7 protein-coding genes are annotated in these 18,207 nt (G+C 68.0%); 1 reads left to right on the top strand and 6 read right to left on the bottom strand.

Features of this window, described 5'->3' with window-relative positions:
- Nucleotides 1-126: 126 nt before the first annotated feature.
- Entirely contained in the window at nt 127-1,032 is a 906-nt protein-coding gene (locus tag SIDU_RS12155) for a tetratricopeptide repeat protein (protein ID WP_007683455.1), read from the top strand.
- An 8-nt stretch (nt 1,033-1,040) separates the two neighbouring features.
- On the opposite strand, the gene SIDU_RS12150 is transcribed toward SIDU_RS12155, so the two are convergent.
- The 6 genes from SIDU_RS12150 to SIDU_RS12125 all read right to left on the bottom strand — a co-directional run bounded on the left by SIDU_RS12150 (nt 1,041) and on the right by SIDU_RS12125 (nt 18,182).
- Entirely contained in the window at nt 1,041-5,018 is a 3,978-nt protein-coding gene (locus tag SIDU_RS12150; RefSeq protein ID WP_007683458.1) for an LVIVD repeat-containing protein, read from the bottom strand.
- A 104-nt stretch (nt 5,019-5,122) separates the two neighbouring features.
- Complete coding sequence (locus SIDU_RS12145) at nt 5,123-6,946, bottom strand: hypothetical protein (protein WP_007683460.1); 1,824 nt, start codon at nt 6,944-6,946, stop codon at nt 5,123-5,125.
- A gap of 3 nt (nt 6,947-6,949) precedes the next feature.
- On the bottom strand, nt 6,950-8,920 hold the full coding sequence (locus SIDU_RS12140) for a heme-binding protein (RefSeq protein ID WP_039979620.1): 1,971 nt from the start codon (nt 8,918-8,920) through the stop codon (nt 6,950-6,952).
- Nucleotides 8,917-10,308 (bottom strand): multiheme c-type cytochrome, encoded by a 1,392-nt coding sequence (locus SIDU_RS12135; protein WP_025772255.1) that lies wholly within the window; start codon nt 10,306-10,308, stop codon nt 8,917-8,919. The genes SIDU_RS12140 and SIDU_RS12135 overlap by 4 nt, the downstream gene beginning before the upstream one ends.
- A 108-nt stretch (nt 10,309-10,416) precedes the next feature.
- Entirely contained in the window at nt 10,417-16,731 is a 6,315-nt protein-coding gene (locus tag SIDU_RS20240; protein WP_073507148.1) for a beta strand repeat-containing protein, read from the bottom strand.
- Nucleotides 16,731-18,182 carry a ShlB/FhaC/HecB family hemolysin secretion/activation protein gene (locus SIDU_RS12125; RefSeq protein WP_007683466.1) on the bottom strand — a complete coding sequence of 484 codons (1,452 nt, stop codon included), beginning with the start codon at nt 18,180-18,182 and terminating at the stop codon, nt 16,731-16,733. Before SIDU_RS12125 ends, SIDU_RS20240 begins: the two co-directional genes overlap by 1 nt.
- Between the last annotated feature and the right edge of the window lie 25 nt (nt 18,183-18,207).

Genomic DNA, 18,207 nt, shown 5'->3' with positions numbered 1-18,207 from the left:
GGCTGTTACCGGATGCCTGTCCCGGGCGGCACTCTATCATTTCCGCAGCGTCACGCTAGAGAAGATCGCGGGGAACAGCCGGGGAGTGGAAGAATAATGGGTTGGAGCTGGAGGCGCGTGGTCCTGATGGGCGCGGTCGGCATAGCAGCCATATCGATCGGCTACAGGGTGTCGCAGGCGCCTGAGGAAACGAAAGCGGCCGCCCTGCCCTTGCCGCTGGCGAACCGGGGGATGCCCGATCCGGAAGCGGAGATCCGCGCGCTGCAGGACCGGGTCGGGGCCAATCCCAATGATGCGGAGGGCTGGCAGAGGCTGGGCTGGGCCTATTTCGAGAGCGGCCGCCATGCCGATGCGGTGCGCGCCTATCGCCATGCGACGAAGCTCGCGCCCGGCAACGCGACCTTCTGGTCGTCGCTGGGCGAAGCGGCGGTGATGGCGAGCGAGCACGATCCCATGCCGAAGGAGGCGGCCGACGCCTTCGATCGGGCAGTTACGATCGATCCCAAGGATCCGAGGGCCCGTTATTTCCAGGCGGTGCGCAAGGATCTGGCGAAGGATCATGAGGGCGCGATCCGCGACTGGCTCGCCTTGCTGGGCGACACGCCGCCGGGCGCGCCGTGGGAAGCCGACCTGCGCCGGACGATAGAGCAGGTGGGAAAGATCAACGGCATCGATGTCGCTGGGCGGCTGGCGGCGGTGAAGCCAAGCGCGCCGCATCCGCCCATGGGCGTCGGCATGTCCGTGGCGGCGGCGGCGATACCGGGCCCAAGCCGCGAGCAGATGCAGGCCGCGGCGCAGCTTCCCAAGGGGCAGCAGGATGCGATGGTCGAGGGGATGGTCGCCCGTCTGGAGGCCCGGCTCAAGGCCGATCCGGGCAATGTCGACGGCTGGATCATGCTGATGCGCAGCCGCATGACGCTGGGCGAGACAGGCAAGGCGGCGGCGGCCTATGCGCAGGCGCGGGCCGCCAATCCGGCGCAGGCCGGACGGATCAGGGACGAGGCGCGGATATTGGGCGTGCCGGGCGCCTGAACCCCGGCTCATCGCAGCAGGGGCGGCCGCCAGCCCTTCATATCCGCCTCGTCGCTGACCTTGTAGGGGATGCCCTTGCTGGTCAGGAACAGACGCTCCATCTCCGACCGGGTGAAGGGGCGCGACCCCAATCGTCCGAACACCGCGATCTGCCCGCCGGTCTCATCCACCGCCCGGTCGCGGTCCAGCCCCTTGGACAGCGCCAGTGCAGGCGAGGGCGTCCGCGCCCAGGCGATCAGTTCCGGCTTGGGCGCGGGGGAGAAGCCGTAGAAATTGGGCTGGCTCGCCGGGCTGGTGAGCTGGATCACCTTGAGGCCGTTGCGGCCGTCCGCGACATAGGCGAAGAGGGACGCATTGGTCGTGCCCACGATCACGTCCTCGACATCGGTCATCTGCCCGCCGAACGTTTCTTTCGCATAGGCGGCCGGCCGCAGCGGATTGGTGATGTCGATAATCGCCAGCCCGTCGGATTTGGCCGCGACATAGGCATAGGTGCGCGCCAGATAGATGCGGCGCGCATCGGCCAGAGGCACGGTCGCGGACGGCACCGCCACCGGATCGGTGAGCTTCGTCACGTCAAAGAGCTTCAATCCTTCCGCATCCGTCACCCACAGATAACGGAACTGGATTGCGCTCGCCCGCGCATCCTTCATCGGGCGGACGGCGGCGAGACGGGGGTGGAGCGGATCGCTGAGGTCCACCACCACCAGCCCGACATCCGCCGTGATATAGGCGATCGGCCCCGCCAACTGGATATGCCGCGCGCCGTTCAGCACGCCATTGGGGTTCCAGGTCACGGCTCGCTTCAGGAAATTGTTGCGGAACTCGCCGTCGGCCATGGTCTCGATATTGACCATGATCAGCCCCTCGACGCTGTCCGTCACCGCCGCATAGCTGTAGATCGGCAGGAACGCCTGCTCCTGATTGATCTCGCGCAACTCCTTGGTGTTGCGCAGCGGATTGATCGGCTGGTTGGTCGGCAGCGCCATGCAGGTCGCGTTCTTCGTGCGAATACCCGCATCATGGCCAAGCTTCGAGAAAGGCCCGCTCACGATCGGCTCGGAAAAGCCCTTGTTGGCGATGGACGCCACGTCATAGACGCGGAAACCGCCCTTTCCTTCGGCCACATACATATATTCGCCGCGCAGTTGCAGGCATCCGACGCGCCCCGCCGTGCCCTTCACGACATTGCGGAATTCCTCCACGGCCTGGGTCTCGCCCGAAGCCTTCCCGTCAAAATATTTGCCGCGCACCCAATCCTTGAGTTCCCGCTTGTTCTGCTCGACATGCAGCTTCCAATAGTCGGGATAGGCATATTTCTGGAGATAGCTGCCGATCACCGCCTGGGGCTCGTCCCATTCGGTGACGCGGATCGCCTCAAACCCGCCCTCCAGGCCCGTCCAGGCATTCAGCCCCACGAAGTTCACGAAATTGGTGCCGAGCAGCAGCAGTTGCGACATGATCGCATTATTGTCGTCCTTCGCCGACAAATGGCAGTCGGAGCAAGTCTTCGTCTCGGTCCGCCGCACCGTATGCGGGAAATGCGGCGCGAAGGCTTGCGAGGAAAAGCCGATGCCGGACACAGGCGGCTGCTGAATATAGATGCGCTCGCGATTGATGTTGGTGGACGACAGGACCAGCGCCGAAGTCGACCGCACCGGCGCGGTTTCATTGCCCTTGGTCGTCATATGCTTGCCAAGCTGGAACATCTCGTCCCGCGCCACCTGCGGATTGTATGTCGCGAAGTTGCGCGTCTCCTCCCCGTCATAATGGTGGAGCGACGTCTTCCAGTTCGCCTCGATGGGCAGATGGCAACCGCCGCAACTGGTCGTCCAGCTCAGGTGGCAGGTGAAGCAGGCCATAGTGTCGTCGCCATGCGCCCGGTCCGCCTTCGCCACGCCGGGACCGAAGGCGAAGCTGCCATCCTCCGCGCCCGACCGGCTCATCAGCTTGGCCCGCGCCGCCTTGGCGTTGAAATGCGGGTTGGCCGGATCGACGCTATCCTTCACCAGCGACACTTCCCATTCCAGCTTGGGATCGACGATGGACCGCTGGATCAGCCGCTGCCGTCCGCTGGCGTCATAATACCATTCGAAGCGCCGCTTGCCGTCCGGATTGCGCAGCAGGGCGAGGTTCGTGCCCTTGGGCGGCGCTGCGGGGCCGGATGTCAGCAGCGTCGGATAGGCGTCCGCCGTGCCATGGCAGTCCTTGCACCCGATCTCGATGGCGTTCGCCACTTCGCCATAGATGAAGCCGTTGCCATGGCTGTCCTGCGCGAAATGGCAGTCCGCGCATTGCAGCCCCTTTTCGGCATGAATGTCCATCAGATGCACGGACTTGCCTGGATTGGTGCCGACGGGAACGAACTTCCCCTCCCCCTTCCTGCGCCATTTTTCCGGATCGTCGGGCGACACGATCTTGCCGTCCGCGTCGAGCAGATTGCCCTCCCGGTCGCGCTTGAACACGCCCCGGAAATTCCAGCCATGGCCGTGATAGTCCGCGAACTGCGTATCCTTCGCCTTGTCGTTCAGGTCGTAGACGTTGCGCAGAAATTCCAGGTCCGCCCATTTGCCGCGTGGGGAAGCCCCTTCCGGATTGCGCTCCAGCGTCTCATGCACTTGCGCGGCGGTCGGATATTTCTGCTTCTCCGGCCACATCAGCGGCGCGTCGGACTCATAGTCCCACATCGTATAGCCCAGATAGCTGTTCAGGAAGATATTGGGCTGGTGCATGTGGCAGTTCATGCACTGGGCAGTCGGGATGGCGCGGGTGAAGGCGTGGCGGATCGGATGGCCGCTTTCCTTGACGGCGCCGACAGGGTGTTCGGGGCTGGCCGGATGATCCGGCTTGACGGTCTCGCCATGCGGGCCTTTCAACCCGCCATGGCTCGTCTTGGCCGCGATGGTGGGATCGACCGTGGCGGTCTGCCCGTCCCGGCCATATTGGGCGTAGATCAGGCTGTGGCGCGGCTCGCGGTCGTTGGCGTAGACGACATGGCAGCCCGAACAGCCCGAATGGCGATAATCGCCCGGCTGGTCGTTCGTCCCCATGAACCACATATAGGGATCGTTGAGGCGGGTCTTGTGGATGTTGAGCGCCGGGATCGCGACGCGCAGACCCGTTCCAGGGCCGCGATTGGACTGCTTGAGGTCGGGCCGCCCCGGCTCCTCCAGCCGCTGGATCGATCCGGTGGGATTGGGCAGGCCGATTTCGGGAAATTGCGTGCCGATATTGCGCCCGCCCCGCTCGAACACGCGGAAGACGTCGCCGGGCGGGATCACCTGCCATGTCGGCAATGGATAAAGTTCCGCCAGCGCCCCCCGCGCCTTCTGGTCGGCGGTCAGCGTGCCGGGCGGGCTGCCGGGCGAGACGATCTTCGCGGGCTTCCCGTCCCTGGTATAGGCCTCGCCGAAGATGTAGTTCTTGAACGGCACGATCCCATTATTATAGGCCGCCCCGCCCCACAGCATCGCGCCCGACGCCATCAGCGAACGCTCCGCGGCCTCGATGACCTGCATATGGCATGACCCGCAGGCGTCCCGCGCCACCCGATAGTCGCTGGGGTTGACGAAGCGCACAAACTCCGGCGCCTCCCGGTTCAGCAACGTGTAAGTCCGCTGCGGATTGGCGGAGGAGGGATAGTGCCAGCTTTTGGGATAGCGCGGCAGCACATGCGCCCTCTCCCGCGCCGCGACATAGGCGGGGTCTTCGAAGCCCAATGCGGGATCGCCCCGCACCGCCGCATTGCCGCCATGACAGTCGGTGCAGCCCAGCATCACCGCCGGGGTCGCGTGCATGGACGGCTCGTCGGTCTTGCTGTGGCAGCTATAGCAGCCGTCCGATTTCGCCGCGACCTGTTCGGCGGTCTGGCTCATCGGCGCTGGCGGCGCGGGGGCATAGTGGCGCTCGACCGGCTTTTCCGCGTCGGAAGCGTGGAGAATGGCCCCGGGAAGCAGCAACGCCGCGAGCACCGCCATCACCGTCATTCCCGCGAAGGCGGGAATCCATCTCTCACCCCGTCGTCTGGACCCAGCGCCGGAGATGGATTCCCGCCTTCGCGGGAATGACAGAGGGGAAAAAGGCCAACGCATCAGTAACTCAAGATCAAATTGGCAAGCACCGAATAATAGTTCCGGTTACGCTCACTATTGGTGAAGAGGTCTCGAAATCCCGCCCCCGGCAGCAAAGTCGCCCCCGACAGGCGGAAGACGATATTCTGCGTCGCATGCGGCCGCCAGATCGCCGCAGTCGACAAATCCCAGCCGATGGCCTTGGGAATGCTGCCCTCATTGCGCAGCGCCTGAAGCGTGGCCGTATTCTGAAACCAGAGATGATTGGCGTTGGCCGAAACCCGCAGTTCCGGCATCAAATCGAAATCCGCCCCCGCCCCCAGCAGCATCGTGCCCGGATTGTTGAAGTTCGACTGCCCCTGCTCCTTCGACGACCGCAGCGAGTTCAGGATGCCGTTGCGCCCATTGATCGCGATCACGCGCCCGCCGCCCGCAAAGGGAATGGATTGCCTGATCCAATAGCTGGTGTCGGCGCCGGCAAAGACCGGGTTCTCGAAGATCGCATCGAAGCCGTTTTCGCGATTGTCATAAGGGTCGCCGTCGCCGCTGGCGTAGAGGCCAGAGAGGCGGAACCGCATCCAGTCCTTGTCGACGCTCGCCTCGGCCGCGGCGAAGAAGGCCCTGATCTGTGCGGGCCGCGAGGTGAAGAAACTGTCCCGATCCTCCCCCAACGCGCCGTAGATCGACCCCGTCAGGTTCAGCCGCCCTATCCGCCCGTCGGCATTATAGCCGAGATAGACCACATCATATTCCCGTCCGCGCAGGTCGCCGAGCAGCGCCGGACGCACCGGAAAGCCGTTATCGTCGATCTCGATGTCCCGCTTCTCGCGGTTCATGTTGAAGACGGCGGTGATCTGGCTGGTGAGGCCGGGGAGCAGAAAGTCCTGACGATAGAGATTGGCGAGGAATATCCAGTCCCGGCGCGGCGACTGCACGACGGAATTCAGCCCGCTATTCGTATCCTTCTCCAGCCGCCAGAAGGCCGCCAGATTGAACTGGAACCGATTATTGTCGCGATTGCCGAACAGCCGGATTCCCAACTGCTGGTCATTGAACAGGAAGCCGCGAAAATCCGACTGGAACGGCTGAATACCCACGCGCACCGACCGGAAATCATAACGATCCGACGTATTGGCCAGATGATAATCGACAAAGGCTTCCTGCACCCCCAGAAAATGGTCGGTGCGATGCGACGGCCTGGAAGGCTGCACGAACAGCACGCGCCGTTCGGGCACGTTCACATGATTGACGTTGAGCGCCAGCGTCAGCCGATATTCGATCTCCGGCGGCTTGAAGGCGGTCGCCCCCTTGATCAGCGCCACGCCGCCGATGAAGGTCTGGCTGAACACGACGCTGGCGTCCTTGCCGAACACGTCCAGACTGCCGGGCCGCTCGGTCGTCTGCACGCCGACCGGGATCGGAAAGGTGCGCGGCTCCAGCACGGTGTCGCTCACCGCATTGGCGACGAAGAACCAGTCGTCGCCCCTGATCGGCAGCCACTTCGCCTTTTCCCGGTCGATGGGCCGGTCGCCCTTCAGCGTGTTCTGGTGATAGGGATCGAACCAGCGCTCCTTCACCACGCCCAGACTCTCGATCAACCGCCAGCGGTCGGGGATCGGCACCTGATCGGTCGGAAAAGCCTCCGGCGGCGGCGCCCGCACCGCGCCCTTGTTGTCCTGCGTCACCGCGTCGGGCAGCGGCGCTTCATAGCCCGGACGACGGCGCCCTTCGATGGACTGCCCGTCCGCGTCCAATATCTCCCGCCAGTTTTCCGGCGGCGGCGGCGGCACCGGCTCGCCGGGCTGAGCCAGCGCGAACAAGGGCAGAAGCGCGGTCAGCCCCATCCCCTACAGCCCCGCGCAGACATTTTGCGACCCGCTGTCGAGGAACGGCGCAAAGGGGCAGTTCACATAACGCAGCCGCACATTCGCATTGCCCAGGTCCACCACGATCTGATCCGAGCGGATCGCGGCGGGCGCATTGCCGAACCCGCCCACGCGCGCCCCGGCATTGTGGAGGCCAAGGAAGCCGATCATATCGTCCTGATCGATGCCGTCGCCCGACACGCCAATGGCGCCGACCAGCACATTGCCGCGATAGATGGGCACGGAACCGGGAAAGATCTGAATGCCGTTCTGCACCCGGTTCCGGTTGGAAACGGTCGGCACGGCCGAGCAACGCTGCGACGTATCGGTCGCGCTAGCGCCCGTCACATAGGCGAGATGCGCGGCAAGATCGCCCACCACCAACGCCGATTGCAGCCCGGTGGAAAAGGGATTGAACTGCGCGATGGGCCGGGAAAATGGCCCATTGGGCCGCCCCACCTCGCCATCGGGGAAATAGGGCCGGGACAGATTGCCGTTGGCGCGGTCGGTAAAGGCATATCGGCCGGTCAGCGCGGCGGGATCGTTGAGGAAAGTCCGCGCCTTCCCCACGAAAGCCGCCACATCGGCGCTGCTGCTGGCCAGCAGGTCCGACGCCGCATGGGAATTGGAGAAAAAGGCTGCTGTCCGCGCCTTCTGCAAACTCACATCGGTGCCGAAGATCGGCGCATCGGGCGAGCGGACGATGCCCAGCGCCTGCCCCCGCGTATCGACCAGGCTGATCGTCACCTGCGCCCGGCTGTCGAGCGGCTGGCGGATCTGCGCCCGCGCCCGGCCCATGACGGTGAAGGCTTCTTCGAGGATCGCGGTCGCCTCCGCCGCTGTCAGCGGCTGCGCCACATCGCCCGCGTCGGTCCCGGCGCGGATCGGAAAGCGGTCATTGCCCGACCCGTCGCTCAGGACGAAGGCATCCGCCTTGGAAAATTCGGCGGTTCGCGCCCGCCGCACGCCCGACGCCTCGGTGCCGTAGGCGACCCCCGCCAGGATCGTCGGCGCGGGATCGCCATAATAGCCGCGCACCGCCACCAGCGATCCGGCGCTGCCGTTGATCGCGGCAAAGCTCACCGCCCCCGACGCCATCAGCCCGGAATAGGCCGCATCGGCATAGCGCAGCGACGTGCCGTCCACCGTGATGCGGTTGGCGCGGACCCCCTCCGGCGCTTCGAACCCCAAAGTCCCGGCGAGCGCGATATATTCCTCAGGATCATTATCGTCGTCGAGGATATTGGTGTCGGACCCATAGACCCCGTCCGCCATCACCCCGACGCCGCCGACCACCACGCCATTCTTGTAGAGCGGAAACCCGCCCGGATCGGCCGCCAGCCCCAGGGGCGAACGCTTCGGCCCGATCATCGCTGCCGCGCCAGAAGAAAGGAAGCGCGCCGACAGGTCCGAACAGGGCAATTGGCTGAACTGCACCCCGAACAGCGGCCCGCTTTCCAGCCCGACCGTGGTCGGCGCGGGCGGGAAATGCTGCTGCACGATCATGCTCGCCGTGCGGGTGGAAAAGGCGTTGCCGCCGCTCGACAGATAGGCGCCGGTGATCGCCTTGGCGATGGCGCCCGCCTCGGCAGGGACGGTCAGATTCTGCGCGTCGATATTGTCGCCATTGGGCGCGGCGCTGGTGGTCGCGCTCGCCCGCGCTCCAGTCATGCGGAACACCGCCAGCACATTGCCCACCCGGTCGGTCACGGCGATGACGGCGGGCAGATTCCGTGCGCGAGCCTCCGCCACGGCATGGGCGACGACCGTCTCCACATCCGCCACCGTCAACGCCTCCTGCGCGGGCGCGGTATAAAGGCTGGTCGGCGTAGGCGTCGTCGGGCCGGGCGTCGGCGTGCTGCCACCCCCTCCTCCACCGCCACCGCCGCAGGAGGACAGGATCAGCGCCGCAATCGCCGCCAGCGCACTCAGCCGATGATGCCGCCCCCTCATTGCAGCGCCCCGATGCTGCGCGCCGCGCTGCCCAGGGCGGAGCGGAATTCGGCGGGGCGATAGGCGTTCGGCTCCTTCACCGCCGCATAGGCGCGATTGACCTCCGCCCTGATGCCCGCCGCCGCGCCCACGGTCACGCGGCCCGACTTGACCATGCCGTTCAGCAGCGTGTCCACCGCCATCACCGCCTGCACCGATCCCTCATAGTCGGTGAAGCGCGCCGATATGGCGCTGCCCGCAATCTCGCGCACGATGGCGAAGGCCATATCGCCCTGCATCCCGCCGCCCGGCCCGCCCGCCGCAAAGGCGTCTGCCAAGGCGCGCGCACTGCCCGCCAGCCTGCCCGCCGCCGCGACCGCCGCCGTCCGGTCCCGCGCAATCGCCGCATGGAAAGCCCGGCTGTCGGCATCGAACCGGACTGCCAATCCCGGCGCGGCAACCCGCGCTGCCGCCGAAAGCATGATCATATTCTCGTCATTGAAGGGCGGCATGCCCGCCGGGATCGGCCGCCCCGGATTGGCTTCCCACGTCTTGCTGCGTTCCGCCTGATCGTAGATGCGGCGATGGCAGCTTTGGCAGTCGAAGAAGTAGAATTCGGGGAAAGCCCCTTCCGTCCCCTTCGCCCCGGCATAGAGGGTCAGCGCCCGCTCCACCGCCATCGCCTGCCCCACGGCCCACAGCTTCAGACTGTCCGTCCGCCCCTTGCGCTGCGCATAGTCGGCATCCTCGTCATGATGCGCCTGCATCGAGGAAAAAAGGTCCAGTTCGAAGGAAATGCGCGGATGCCCCGCCGCCATGATCCGATGGTCGACAAACTGCCCCTCGCGCCCGCTGCCGAAATGGCAGTCGAGACAGACCGAGGCCCGCGCCTGCGGCCGGTCCAGCGGCGTCATCCCCGCCGCGACATTGGCGGCATGGCTGCCCCCCACGGCATAATGCGAAGCGATCCAGCCGCTCGCCGCGCCATGGCAGGCTTCGCAGCCCACGCCGTCCTGCGTCAGGAAACGCGCCCCACGCGCCCCCGCCGGAGTGGAATGGCATCCCAGGCAGGCAGGCGCGGAAGCCGCATCGCCCAGCCCCAAAGTCGCCGCGATCTGCTGCCCCCGCTTGCCGTTCAGCACGGCAAAGGCCCGGCTATGCGCGCCGCCCGGCGTCGAAGGCTCCTGCCAGCGCATCAGTTCGTCCTGGCGGACGACCTTGCCGTCGCCCTCCATCCGGCCATGACAGGTGGACCCCGCGCAGGAGGCGACGCCCACATAGGTCCGCGCCGCGGGAGCCGCATCCGATCTTCCGCCGGGCAAGCACAGCAACAGCACCCCCAGCAGCATGGCCAACAACGCCATCCCGCCAACGGACCTGCCAATCGCCCTGCCCTTACCGCCCCCCATTCATCACGCCCCCGTGCCGGCTGATTCGAACGCTTTCCCCTGCGTCCGCCGCGCTTTTCTCTCTACGGGTTCAACCCGTTGTTTCAATCCCGTTTTGGCCGCGACCATCTATTGGGGCGCATCGCAGGCCAGTTCGTCCGGCCCGCCGCAGGAGCGTTCCCACAGATCCTCATTGCCTGCGCCCGTCACCGGCTCGTCGATCAGCGGCGGATAGCCCTGCGCCACGATGTCGCGCAATTCGATGAGGGACAATGTGAAGATGCGGCTGACCGACACCGAAGGGTCAAGCACGCCGTTCCACGTGTCCCGGCTGTCGAAGCCGGCGCTGGTGCAGGCGGCCGGATTGCCGATCAGGCAGCCATTGACCTTCGATCCCAGGGCATAGGCGCCGTTGACGGCGACCAGCGGGATCGTCTCCAGTCCCTGCGCGAAGCCGCCCGTCGGCAGCGCCAGTTGCCCGTTGATCGCGATCTGCAAAGCCGTGCCCTGGGACGCGATCGACAGTTCGTTGGCCGTGAAGCCGCGCCGGTCAAGGATCGCGCTGGACAGGCCGCTATTCTGGATGAAGAAGCCTTGGCTCGCGTTCACCCTGATGGTTCCGGCGCGCAATATGCCCGCATCGTCCACCCATCCGTCATTCTGCGCCAGGCGCAATTCCCTGGCGATCAGCGAGTTCGCCGAGGCGATGTCCGCCATGGCCGATGGCGACGCGGCGATGATGCTGGGGCTGTCCAGCGTGAGAACCCCGCCCAGTCCGCCATTGCCGTCGCTGATGTCGATCAGACCGGCGCCTGCCACGATCTCCAGCGCCCGGCCCGCCGACAGGGTCAGTCCGCCTTGCCCCGACCGCCCGGTCAGCCGCACCGCCCCCTGGACGCGCAGATGCCCGCCGGTGCCGATCGCCAGTACGCCGCCGCTCGCCAGATTGGCCGCGCCCAGGGTCAGATCCTGAACGATGAGATCCGGCGATCCCGCGATGCCCCGCGCCTGCGCATTGATGGCGATTTCCGCCGCCGCGACCCGCGCAAGTTCGGCCATGGAGAGGCTGTAGGCTCCCGCGACATCGCCGCCGCCGATATAAGCGGGCTGTTGCAGGTTCACGGCGTTGAAGACCACGCGGCTCGTTCCGCCCAGGCTGCCCACCTGCGCCGCGCCGCCGATGACGATGTCGCTCGCGCCGATGGTAATGATCCCGCCGCTGGCCGATCCCGACAGGCTGAGCGGTCCTCCGGCGTTCAGGGTCAGCGGTCCGGTCGAGGCGATGGCCTGCGCGACGTTCATCGCACCGCTCGAACCCAGGTTGACGAGCGCGCCGGCGGCAGTGATCGCGCCCGCCGACGCAATATCGGTCACGACCAGATTGCCCGCGCCTGCGTCCAGCATGCTCGCGCCGCCGGATGTCAGGCCGAAGGCATCGATTCCCTGCCCCGACAGCGTCAGGTCGCCACCCGCGACCGCCGCGCTGCCATTGGCGAGATCGATATGGCCGCCTGCCAGGATCGTCAGATCGCCGGCCGCCCGCATCGCGCCCGCGGAGAGCATGCTGACATTGCCTGGCGCCGTGAACAGGATGCTGTCCGCGAACAGGCTGTCGCTGCCCTGCGGCCGCCCGTCATGGCTGAGGTCGATATGCGTGCCCGACTGGCCCGTCAGCGCGCCGGCAGCCGCCATGCCGCCTGCCCCCGCGAAGGCGAAGGAAAGCGGCCCATCGCTCGTGAAATCGGCATCGCCGCCGATCCGCACGGCGTTGGCCGCGCTAATGGAAATGCCGGAAAGGCCGGCGATCGGAGCGCCCAGGCTGGAAAGCGCGACTGATCCGTCGACGATGAGCCCGCCATTGGCTGCCGTGCTGCTGTCGGTGAAGCGGACGAGGCCGCCGGCGTCGCCGCTCGCGCTCATGAACAGCGCGCCGATCCGCCGCTGCGCGCCTGGAGACAGCACGCCGCCGTCGCCATTGGCGAAGCTGGCGGTGCCGCCGCTGCCCAGGCCGGTTGCGCCTGCGGCGGAAGCGCCGCCCGGCCCGGAGCCGCCCATGCCGCCAAGGCCCCCTCGCCCGTCCGCGACCAGGGAAAGGCCGCCCAGCGCATAGTCGCCATTGCCGGCCTGGAACGCCGCGATGCCGCCCGCCCCATTCCCGCCGCTGCCGCCCAGGCCGCCGGTGAGGCCCGCATTGCCGCCAGCGCTGCCGTCTGCTCCGTTCCCGCCTTGGCCGACCGCCGTGATGCTGTAAGCCGGCATCTGGGGCAAAGCGCTGCCCAGCGCCATGCGCGCATCCGCAATCCGCAAGGTGGCCGACCCGGCGAGGGCATTGCCGCCCGCGCCGCCATTGCCGCCCACCGGCCCCGCGGTGCCGATGGCTCCATTGCCGCCCGTGGCGTTGCCGCTGATGCGCAGCGCCAGGCCAGTCACCGCCGCCGCGCCAGAGCGAAGATCGAGCAACGCCGCGCCGCCGGTCGCATCGCCGCCATCCGCCCCGGCAAGGCCTGCGCCGCTGCGCACGCCGCTCTGGCCGCCCGACCCGCCGATCGCTTCGGCCAGCACGCCGATGTCGCCGGCATCCAGCAGGGTGGACGATCCGGTCAGGCCGAATGTCGCGCCGCCCCCAAAGGCATCGCCGCCGCGCCCGCCGCTGCCGTCATGGCCCGTGCCGCCCGTGCCGCCCAGGCCCCTGGCGGTGACGCGCAGCGCGCCGTTCACCGTCGTCGCGCCGAACGACAGGTCAAGCAGCGCAGCCCCGCCCGTTCCCGCGCCGCCCGCGCCCCCGGTTCCGCCGCTGCCGCCCGTGCCGCCGATCCCGTCGGCGCTGACGGTCAGGCTCGCGAAAAGGGGATCGACATCGATCAGCATGGTGGCGCTGCCGCCGGTCCCCCGCCCGCCTGCCCCGCCGGGGGTGCTGCCCGTGAAGAAAATCGGATTATTATTGTTGTCGAAGCTCAGGAAGCCGCTGTCCCCGGCCAGGCCGCCCCGCCCGTCGGCCTTGACCGTGACCGCGCCGATCGCATGGCCTTCGCTGAGATAGGAGAAGGACGCCGCGCCGCCCAGGCCGTCGCCGGCTGCCCCTGCAGCGCCGTCGCTGCCGTTATTGCCGCCGGCGCCGCCCACGCCCTCCGCCAGGATCTGTAGCGATGGCGCGGTCAATGCGCCGCCCGCCAGCGTCACGTCGGCGCCGCCGCCCGTGCCGCTGCCGCCCATGCCGGCGCGGTAATTGCCGGGGCCGTCGGACTCCGCCACGGCGCCGGAGCCGCCCGTGCCCGATGCCCGGACGATGGCCGAGCCGGTGATCGCGACCTGCCCGCTGCTTCCGGCGGTCATCAGCAATCCCGCTGCGCCGCCCGTTCCGTTGCCGCCATCGGCCCCGTCGGCCTGAAAGACAGGATAGCCCGCACCCCCGACGCCGCTCGCGTCGATGGCGAGCGTCGTCAGGTCCAGCGTCCCGCCGCGCGATTCGAGCAGCGAGTCGCCGCCGAAACCGGCCCCGGCGATCGCGGCTGCAGATTGCGGACTGCTCGCCCCTTCCGCCTCGCCCCCCACGCCCTGCGCGCTGAGCGCCAATGCGCCCAAGGTGGCCGTTCCGCCGGAGATCAGGAAGCCCGCCGATCCGCCCTGCCCATTGCCGGCGCGGAACGATGTCGTGCCGCCCCCTTCGCAATCCGGGCAGTTTTCACCGGCGGCGCCCCCAAATCCATCCGCGCCTGCATCCACCAGATCGGCGGTCAGGCTGCCGCCGGACAGGATGATATTGGCCGATCCGCCCGTCCCGTTGCCGGCATCGCCGCCGTTGAAGCTCATGCCCTCGCTGGAAGGCGCGGAGGCGCCCTCCGCCGAAAGAAGCAGATTGCCGAAGCGGAGATCGCCGCTTCCTGCGGCGCCGAGGCGGCCTTCCACCGTGACGCTGCCGCCCAGCCCGTCGCCGCCGCGCCCTGCGGCATCGTCATATGCCGTGCCGCCGCCTATGCCGTGCGCGTGCAGCGAAAGCTCGCCGAGCGCCGAGAAATCGGCATCGCTGGCATAGAGCAGGACCGATCCGCCCGTCCCGTTCGAACCGTTGGCGCCCGCTCCGCCGCCGCCATCGGCATGGATGCTGCACGAACCCGTGCAATCGCCGAGCGAAAAGCTGCCGCGCCGCCCGCCCGACGCGCTGGCGAACAGCGTCACGCTGCCGCCGGTCCCTGTCCCGGCGACGCCCGGCGCATCGCCGGCAAAGCCGCTGGCGCTGATATGGAGTTCCGCCGCGCTGAAGCTGCCGCCCGCCGCGCCGATGCCGATGGCGCCGCCCAGGGCGTCGGCCGTTCCGGGCGTCAGGAAGCTCGATCCCGGATAGGCGGCGAAACCATATGCATCGGCGGTGGCGAACAGATCCTCCGCGATCGCGAAGCTGCCGCCGTCATGCGCGGCGATGTTGATCCGCCCGGCCCGCAGCGCGCCGCCCGACGCGCCGCCGCCAAAGGCGCGCGCGTCGGCATAGAGCGAAACGGATGTCAGGATATTGAGGCTGCCCGTGCCCCCGACGTCGATGTCGATGCCGGTGGCGCCGGGGATGGCCGCGCCATAGCTGCCGCCCTCCGTCGCATGGCCCGGCGCGGTGCTGGTGTCGGCGAAGAAGCTCGCCCATTCATGCGCGCCGCCGGATATGGCGACGCGGATGTCGCCGCCGGTCGCATCGCCTGCCGCGCCGGTGCTGGCGATGCCGCCGGTCGCCTGCGCCGTGGCGCTCACGGCGCCGAGATCGAGGCCGCCCGCTATGACGGCGCCGGCCGCGCCGTTGAGCGCGATAGTGCCGCCAATGGCGTCGCCGCCATCGACCGGCGGCGCCGAAACCTGGAAGGCCGTGCCCGCCGACGCATCGAGCGTCGTGCTGCCGAAGCTGAGGCTCCCCGCCTCGGTGCCGGAAGGGCCGGCGGCGGTCAGCGCCGACAGGGTGATCGCCCCGCCCGCGGCATCGCCGGACCTGTCGCTGCCATAGCCGGCATAGCCCACGGCATTGGCGACCAGGCTGGCCGCGGCGATCGATCCGCCGGTGGCGATCAGGTTGATCGTGCCGCCGCTGGCATCCCCGCCGACCAGGGGAGTCGCGCTGACGCCCGCCTCGCCATCCCCGCTGGCGTTCAGCCTCAGATTGCCGGTGACGTCTATCTGTCCGTTGGTCAGGGCCGCGCCGCTGCCGCCGAAGGCCAGCAGGTCGATGCGACCGCCCGCAGCGCCGCTTCCGGCGGTCAGGATCATGTCCTTGTCGGCGGCGATCGCGGCCGACTGGTCGGCCCTCAGGGTGATGCCGCGCTCTGCGGACAGCGCGACATTGCCCAGGAAATGCGCGGTCGCGGTTGGGCGGATGACGATGTCGCCGGTCGCAGTTCCGGTCAGGTCGTTCTGCCAGTCGCCCGATCCGATGCTGAATCCCGCCTCCGCCGTCGTCGTGGCGTTGCGCGTCGCGACCAGGTTCCCGCCGGTGTCGTGGGCGATGTCGGAACCCGCCGAGAGCACAATGGCGCTGCCGTCCGGCGTGACCGCCGTCGCGGGCGTGTAGCCGACATTGCCCGACAGCAGCATGGTGAGCGCGTTGTTCTTCGGCACCGCGACCATGAACACGCGCTGCATGTCGTTGCCGTCGACCGATTCAGGGCCTGTCGTCGTGCCGCTGTGCACCACGCCGCCGGCGTCCGTGGTGCCGGCGGTGATCGCTATGTCGAACAGCCCGTTATTGATCCTGATGTCGGCCGCTTCGGCACCCACATAGGCGGTCGATCCGTTGACGGTGACGGTGCCGCCCTGCACCACGCGGGGCGCGACCAGCGCGACATAGCTGCCGGACGAAAGCGCGTTGATCTGCGCTCCCGCAAGCAGCTCGACGGACGATGTGCTGCCCGCCGGTCCCGCGAAACGGATGTTGTTCCTGTCAAGGCCGTTGCTGATGTCGATCGCGTTGGTGGTCAGCACCAGCGATCCGACGTTGAAGACGCTGTTCGCGCCCGCGATGATGCCACCGGGCGAATAGAACCACACCGCCCCCCCGGTGATGGGCGGGTTGCCGCCGATCCGGCTCTGCACCGTGCCGTTGAACGCGATCACCCGCGATACCGGCAGTCCGTTGCCGTCCAGCGGCAGGATGCGGTTCAGCACCGTGAAGTCGCTGAACGAGCTGAACGTGACCGTGCTGCCCTGGGGCAGGAAGTCGATCGTGCCGGCGCTGGCCGGGCCGCGATCGTCGGGCGTCCAGTCGATCACCGCCTGGGCCGAGTTCAGCGAGACCGTGTCCGTGTTCGGCAATGCGCCCTGCGAGATGAAGACATCGGGACTTGTCGAATAGCTGCCCTGAAACGCCTTCTGGCCGATTGCGGCACCGGCCCCCAGCCCGACCGCGAGCGCCACCGCGCTTGTGCGGCCCAGCAGGGTCCAGAGCGAGAATGCGCCATGTTTCCTGGTCATCAACGCCTCCACGGCAGGATTTGCGTGGTCAGGGAAAGGAGCAGCCGCGTGCCGCCCCTTTCGGTCTGGAAACCGGCCTTGCGCAGCGGCGTCGCAAGGGTCAGGTCGAGCCGGGCATGATTGTCCCAGGTCGCGCGCAGGCCGCCGCCCGCCGAATAGAGTTTCTGCGGGTCGAGCCCGACGAAATTGGCGCTGCGATGCCACATCCAGGCCGCGTCGAAGAAGACGAAGGGCTGGAGGGCGACGGCGCCCGGTTCCCGCGGCGCGATCCGCCCGTAACGCAGCTCCGCCGCGACGCCCACGCCGCTGTCGCCGGTGATGACGCCGGGATCGTAGCCGCGCCCCGTGGTATAGTTGCCCGCGCTCATCTGCTCATAGGAAAGCAGCACGTCCGGGCTGTATTGCGCCCTTGGGGACAGGGCGAAGGCGACATTCGGCGTCGGCCGATATTCCGCCTGCGCACTGGCCCGCAGCACGAAGGCGGACGGATCGCCATCCAGCTGGCTGATCGGCGTGCGGGGAGAGGCGCAGTTGACGAAAGCCGCTCCGCAGGCGTCGCTCGCGCCCAGCCCATCGATGCCCTGACGCATTTCCAGCATGCCGCCCAGCCGCCATTTCGGCTCCATCCCCGAATAGCCGATGGTGCTGACGATGCTGTCCGGATCGAGCAGTTCGCCCTCCAGCCGCAGGAACAGCACGCGCAGCCGGTCGCGCGACAACGGCACTTTGGGCGTGGCGGCGCCGAAGCGCAGATCCTGGTTGACGATGTCCAGCCCGCCCGTCGCCAGCAGCGTATGCACCTGCCGCCGCGCCAGCGGATAGGCGAGCGCCGCCGTCGCGATCATCGTTTCGGACGACAGCGGCAAGCCGCCTATCCCCGGCTTGCTCCAGGCATAGGTGAGGTCGCCCGACAGGCGCAGCCCGTCGTTGCCCAGCGCCATGCCGTGCCCGACCTGGAGCACGGTCTGCTCGCTCGGCTGGACGGTGTTGAAGATGCTGAACAGCGTGCTGTCGCCCATCCCGGTCATGTCGTTGAACCGCACCCGCGCCAGCCCGCCGAAGCGGCCGACGGCGTTGCTGCCGTAATTCTGGACGTTGATGTCCAGCTCGACGCGCTGGCGCACCACCTGCACCTCGCCCACCACTTCGCCCGGCGCCGTCCCCGCCGGGCGCAGCGCCAGCCGCACGTCATAGCCCGGCAGGTCGCGGGCCAGCAGCAGGTGCCGTTCCGCGTCCCGCACGTTGAAGACCGGCTGGCCCTTCAGCGCCTCCATATGCCCGGCGATCAGCCTTTCGCCATTGCCCGCGTCGCCGCGCACCTCTATCGCCACCAGCCGCGCCATGAAGATGTCGAAACGGACGGTGCCGCCCTTTTCGATGCGCTGGGGCGGAACCTGCACGGCCGCCAGATAGCCCATCTGCCGCAGCATGGTCGCGGCCCGGTCGCGCACTTCGCACAGGGTGGCCTCTGTACAT

The sequence above is a fragment of the Sphingobium indicum B90A genome, from assembly GCF_000264945.2.
GTDB lineage: Bacteria > Pseudomonadota > Alphaproteobacteria > Sphingomonadales > Sphingomonadaceae > Sphingobium > Sphingobium indicum.
Note: the sequence above shows the minus strand (reverse complement) of the source record. Positions and strands in the feature narration are given on the sequence as shown.

Coding starts and splice junctions, on each gene's coding strand:
- SIDU_RS12155 (WP_007683455.1), top strand. CDS start 127: ATGGGCGCGGTCGGCATAGCAGCCATATCGATCGGCTACAGGGTGTCG.
- SIDU_RS12150 (WP_007683458.1), bottom strand. CDS start 5,018: ATGACGGTGATGGCGGTGCTCGCGGCGTTGCTGCTTCCCGGGGCCATT.
- SIDU_RS12145 (WP_007683460.1), bottom strand. CDS start 6,946: ATGGGGCTGACCGCGCTTCTGCCCTTGTTCGCGCTGGCTCAGCCCGGC.
- SIDU_RS12140 (WP_039979620.1), bottom strand. CDS start 8,920: ATGAGGGGGCGGCATCATCGGCTGAGTGCGCTGGCGGCGATTGCGGCG.
- SIDU_RS12135 (WP_025772255.1), bottom strand. CDS start 10,308: ATGGGGGGCGGTAAGGGCAGGGCGATTGGCAGGTCCGTTGGCGGGATG.
- SIDU_RS20240 (WP_073507148.1), bottom strand. CDS start 16,731: ATGACCAGGAAACATGGCGCATTCTCGCTCTGGACCCTGCTGGGCCGC.